Below are 4844 nucleotides of genomic sequence, written 5' to 3'. Positions count from 1 at the left end.
TTGGGTGGGTGGAGAGGCGAGCTCTGCGAGACCGGAACCCACCCAAAACGTGGGCCGCAGGCACACACCGGGACCCGTCCAGGGTCCCGCAGACCAACCCAGCTTTAAGCACCTGCAGAAGAGCCGCTGCCGCAGATCCCGACGGGGCAACTGACCCATCACCTCGAGCAAGCCAGAGAACTTTCTGGGAGCTCACCTGGCGCCACTCACCGAAAGAAATTCCGAGGGAGGAGTCTCGAGAGGGGGGCCAGGGACACTAGCGGAGTGTGCTGCGCACACACAGGAACTCATCGCGGAGTCCCGAAGTATCTGACTTGGCTTCGTGCCAGACTTTGAACACGCCGGGCTCGAATGAGCAGAGTCGGACCTTGAACATGGTTGTGTGAGTTCATGACCGAACCAAGCTTTGAGGGTGCCTTCAGCGGCCACTGGTTGCCGCATGCGCCCTTAGCTGGGGTGAAGACGCACCAGCAGCGCATGAACCGGGATAACGCGCTTAGAGAGCCTTATATCGAGTCCAATCCTTTGGTGCTCCGCTCCCTGGTCGTGATCGACCACGATGGCGGCGAAGCAGAGCACGCGGCCGACCTGGCAGGACTGCCCGCTCCGTCCTACGTCGCGTTGAACCCCTTCACTAAAGACGGCCACATCACCTACGCCCTCGCGGCCCCCGTCTGCCTCACTGACGCGGCCAGCCGCCGTCCGGTAAACCTGCTGGCCCGCATTGAGTCAGGACTGACGACCATCCTCGGTGGAGACGTCGCCTACGGCGGGCGCATCACCAAGAACCCGTATCACCAGGACCACCTGCCGGTCTGGGGTGAAATGGAGGCCGTCTACAGCCTCCCGGACCTCGCCGCTGCGCTCTCCGACCTCGGCGCGCTGCCCAAGTGGAACGAGCGCCGGCTCCTTCGCAACACCGGCATCGGCCGTAATGTCGCCCTCTTCGACACCGTGCGCCACTGGGCCTACCGTGCCTGGACTCGCTACCCCGACCAGCGGGACTGGGAAGAAGCCGTCCACGCCTACGCCTGGAACAAGAACCTCGGATCCATTGCCGACGAATTCTCCGCCGGCCCGCTCTCTGAGCTCGAAGTCACCCACCTCGCTCGCTCCATCGCCCGCTTTGTGTGGCGCTCCGACCTCCGCCACAAGGGGGCAGAGAAGTTCGACCAGGACTTCCTCGATATCCAGCGACGGCGCGGACGTAAAGGCGGGGTTACCTCAGGACAGAAACGCACAACGGCAAGAGACATTCGCCTCATGGAAGCTTTGGAGGAAAACAATGCCCGCGCTTAAGCCAGTTCGCCGAAATGTCCCTGCTCGAGTTTTGGCCGAACGCCTGGGAGTCTCCCCACGAACGATTTACCGATACATTGCTGAACCACGAGATGAGTACGAGGCCCGGGCAGTTGAGCGTCGCCGGAAGATCGTCGAGATGCGTGAGCAAGGCATGACCATGCGGAAAATTGCTACTGAGCTGGGCGTCTCTGTCGGCTTGGTGGGTACTTACGCAAAGCAAGCCGAACGCGAAGCTGCGGCGCAGGAGAACGCTTCCCCGTGAGCCGTCCTGTTTTTACCCTCACTGAGGCAGCGGCCTTGGTTTCAACCAGCCGTTCAACACTTCGACGACGGTTGGACCAGGGCGATTTTCCGGACGCCTACCGCGACCCAAAAGGTGTCTGGAAAATTCCCCTCACCAGCCTGCTCGCTGCAGGGCTTCATCCTGTTCAGGGAGCAGTCCAGAACCTGTCCACTGACACAGCTCAACATGTTCATGACATAGCTCAACCTGAACAGGTAGGCCTAAAAAACCGTGTAATTGAGCTAGAAAATGCCCTGTCCATTGAGCGCGCTCACCGAACAGCAGCTGAACAGGTCGCGGCCGCGGAACGGCATCGTGCCCAGACTGCCGAGATGGCATTGCGGATGCTCGAACAAGGGCCCTCTGCCCCGGCCCCGGCTTTCTCCGCTCCTGTTGCTACTCCCCCACCGGAACCGAGATCCGGCTTCTGGAGACGCATCTTCAAAACCTGACCGACAAGGGATCGATCGTTAATTCCATACGCCTATCCCGTGGCAAAAAAAATTGGACCCAGCAACGTTGTTGCTGGGTCCAATCGGACACTTTTCAGTGCCAAGGGAGACGCTTGCTTTAGGCCCCTAAGCTATGCCCCCTTGAAGTGGAGGCAAGGGGATTTGAACCCCTGATCAGCGTTTTGTGAGCAAGCCGGTCGTGAGCCGAACGAGAAACTACTATTTTCTTTGCCCTACATAGTAATCATACCACACCATTGCGGATAAAACAAGTTATCGGAGCATTTAACCCGACTTTTTTAAGGGCCCTGAATTTGCACCGCTAATGCCTAGATTTTTACCTGCTTATGCGTCTTGGTCTGTCGCCGACTAAAGATCTTCTTGGTCATCTTCGCGCTTTTCCCATGGTTCAAATGACTCCGGACCTCGGTATCCACACGCCGAACAAACTTCCGCCTCGAGCCACCCCTGCTCACCGTCTTGCTCCGTGATGTCGCCGTCTGTTACGAGGCGATATGAGCTACATTTCGGGCATCGGCGCGGTGGCTTCCGCTTGACCTTGACGATGGCTGTTGAATACATCTGAAGAACGTGCGCGGTCGCGTCCAGAAGCATCTCGGCATCCCATTCCGTCGCGTTGTAGTCGTGTTGAAGGCTCACGGCGACGTCCCACGCCTTATCGGAAATCTCACTCAGGTAGCGCCGCATGCGCCCCGTGGAAAGTTCCTGTGCATACAGTTTGGCCCAGCCTTTGAAGTCGTTTACCTTGCACTTCACCTCCGGAAGGGTGAGCCATTCGGCCTCTTGATGCTCCCGTCCGAAGGCCAGCAAAGCTTCACGACACTTGATTGCTACACCTTGGTAGTCCTCCGCTTCTCGGGCTGAGTCCATCGCGGCGACGGCAGCTTCGTAACGCCTCCACGCCCCGCCCACTTCCTCGGCTTTTTCCTCTTCGATGTCGACGCGCTCCCGGTGCATCACCCGCAGCATCAGGCCAACATGGAAGGAAAACGCGACATCGTATTCAGGAAAGGATTCCTGCGAGTAAAGATTTGTGGGGTTCGTGATGACCCACCAGCGTTCCTTCGGCATGTGCACGTCGTAGACGTCGTAGTCAGTGCCGATTAGCCGGTAACTGCTGACCTTCTGCACCAGCGTGACTTTGGTGTCAGGGTCGTCAGGGTCATCGACGTTTCGGGACTGACCCTCGACGTAGTTGCGGACGGATTTCTCTTCATGCGCAGGAAGCAGTTCGGCCATATGGCCACTATGAGGGGATGGGGCCACATCATTCCAGTGGCAAGGAACGCGGAGCGTTGCGCGGCAGCTCGTGGCGTTAGCGTTCGAATCCGCGTTCTGGCCGATGATCCCTAACCGGGTGATTCATCTCGGTGTTTTGCCTACTCCGAAGGCTTTTGGGTCCCTTGCCTGGTTGCGGCGGAGTGGGGAAGGACTGGTCCATCATTCTTTTGACCTCGAGGAACTCGGCGAGCTCTTTGGCCCGCTGTCCAGCTAGCTGCACCGCAGCCTGTTGCTGGTTCTCGATGATCGTCTTCTGGCTACTTCGGACTCGTTCTGGTGCTTTCTGCCGCGACGCCTGGGTGAGGCCGAAATGCTTTTCCAGGGCGGTCGCTGCGCTCTGAGCGGCCCTGAAGTCCTGACGTGCGTGCCAGACCTGTCCGGTGTCACTGACCCGGCTGACGACGATGTGTACGTGGTCTTCTCCGTGGCGGACCATCACCCACGGGTGTTCCTCGTATCCCATGCGCCTGGCCATGATCGTGGCCGCGTCGCGCCACTGCTCGCTACTGAGCCTGCGGTCCCCTGGCGCGGTCCGTAGCGATACCTGCCAGATCGGTTTGCGGATCTCAGGCCTGGTACCAACGGCCTCGCGCAGATCCGCGGCCCAGCTCGCCCCGTCAGTGTGTCCGTCCCGGCCGAGGTTCCCGCCGATCACCAACCCACCGGAACGCCGGACGTTCCCGATCGTGTACGTGTGCTCGTTGGCCTTGCCCGGTCCGTGCAGGTACGCCGCGATGTCGCCGGCCCGCTCACCCCGGGTGATCTTGGCGATCACCGGCCCCTCAGCTCGTCCCGGACTGAGCCGAGCTGCGCGCGTATGGCTTCCAGGCTCCGGGCAATATCCTCGAGCGCCGGCGCCGGCTTCCCACCCAGGACGGAAATGTTCAGCGCCCTGGCGACCTGGTTCAGATTCGAGCCCATCCGGGCCAACTCAGCCCGCATCTCCCGCACCTCACCCACAGCAGCAACCGGGGCGGCAGCAGGCCGGCCCTCCAGCCGAGCCGTCACTGTCTCGCGCACCCACCGACCCATCTGCCCACGACCCTCGGCCTCAGCCGCCGCCACCCACTGAGCATGCTCAGCCGGCGTCAACCGGACAGCCACCGTTCTGGTCCGCTCACCACGCGGGCCCGGCGACTCCCCAACAGGAGTGATCGGCTCATGGCCGGCAGTCGCCGGCACCGAATCCGGGACGGGAGCCGGCTGCCTTAGAAGGCTGAACCAGCGGGACGAGTCAGCCATGACGAGCTCCTTCCGACGGGGAACCCGCGGAAGCCGCCAACCGCGTAGCGGTGGCCGCCCCGCAGGGCAAGGGATTGCTGGAACGAGGAGGTCGCGCAGCGACCGTAGCGTTACGGCAATCATACCTTGCATCGACCGTGGGTGGTCCGACAGCGGAGGAACAGAACCCACCCGCGGTCAGGGGTTTTGGGTGGGTGGAGAGGCGAGCTCTGCGAGACCGGAACCCACCCAAAACGTGGGCCGCAGGCACACACCGGGACCCG

General features: G+C 61.2%; 6 protein-coding genes. 3 read left to right on the top strand and 3 right to left on the bottom strand.

The genetic code is table 11. The features are described 5' to 3' along the window. Positions 1 to 390 precede the first annotated feature (390 nt). From CXQ96_RS17715 to CXQ96_RS18215, 3 genes are read left to right on the top strand one after another with little or no spacing between them, the layout of a single operon-like run. Entirely contained in the window at positions 391 to 1299 is a 909-nt protein-coding gene (locus tag CXQ96_RS17715; protein ID WP_146070943.1) for a replication initiation protein, read from the top strand. Next, on the top strand, positions 1286 to 1564 hold the full coding sequence (locus tag CXQ96_RS19150) for a sigma factor-like helix-turn-helix DNA-binding protein (protein WP_104112165.1): 279 nt from the start codon (positions 1286 to 1288) through the stop codon (positions 1562 to 1564). The genes CXQ96_RS17715 and CXQ96_RS19150 overlap by 14 nt, the downstream gene beginning before the upstream one ends. Further along, positions 1561 to 2037: an AlpA family transcriptional regulator gene (locus CXQ96_RS18215; protein ID WP_146070942.1), complete on the top strand. Its 477-nt coding sequence runs from the start codon at positions 1561 to 1563 to the stop codon at positions 2035 to 2037. The genes CXQ96_RS19150 and CXQ96_RS18215 overlap by 4 nt, the downstream gene beginning before the upstream one ends. 369 nt (positions 2038 to 2406) lie before the next feature. Here CXQ96_RS18215 and CXQ96_RS17705 read toward each other — a convergent pair whose 3' ends face one another. The 3 genes from CXQ96_RS17705 to mobC all read right to left on the bottom strand — a co-directional run bounded on the left by CXQ96_RS17705 (position 2407) and on the right by mobC (position 4581). Beyond that, positions 2407 to 3297, bottom strand: coding sequence for a hypothetical protein (locus CXQ96_RS17705; RefSeq protein WP_104119345.1), 891 nt, complete (start codon positions 3295 to 3297; stop codon positions 2407 to 2409). Positions 3298 to 3373: 76 nt separating this feature from the next. After that, complete coding sequence (locus CXQ96_RS17700; RefSeq protein WP_104119343.1) at positions 3374 to 4114, bottom strand: relaxase/mobilization nuclease domain-containing protein; 741 nt, start codon at positions 4112 to 4114, stop codon at positions 3374 to 3376. Further along, positions 4111 to 4581, bottom strand: coding sequence for a plasmid mobilization relaxosome protein MobC (mobC, locus tag CXQ96_RS17695; RefSeq protein ID WP_181036542.1), 471 nt, complete (start codon positions 4579 to 4581; stop codon positions 4111 to 4113). The genes CXQ96_RS17700 and mobC overlap by 4 nt, the downstream gene beginning before the upstream one ends. Positions 4582 to 4844 lie beyond the last annotated feature (263 nt).

It is taken from the genome of Arthrobacter sp. B1805 (assembly GCF_002929745.1).
Classification (GTDB): Bacteria; Actinomycetota; Actinomycetes; order Actinomycetales; family Micrococcaceae; genus Arthrobacter_D.
The sequence above is the reverse complement of the archived record's forward strand: the minus strand, read 5'-3'. Positions and strand labels throughout refer to the sequence as shown.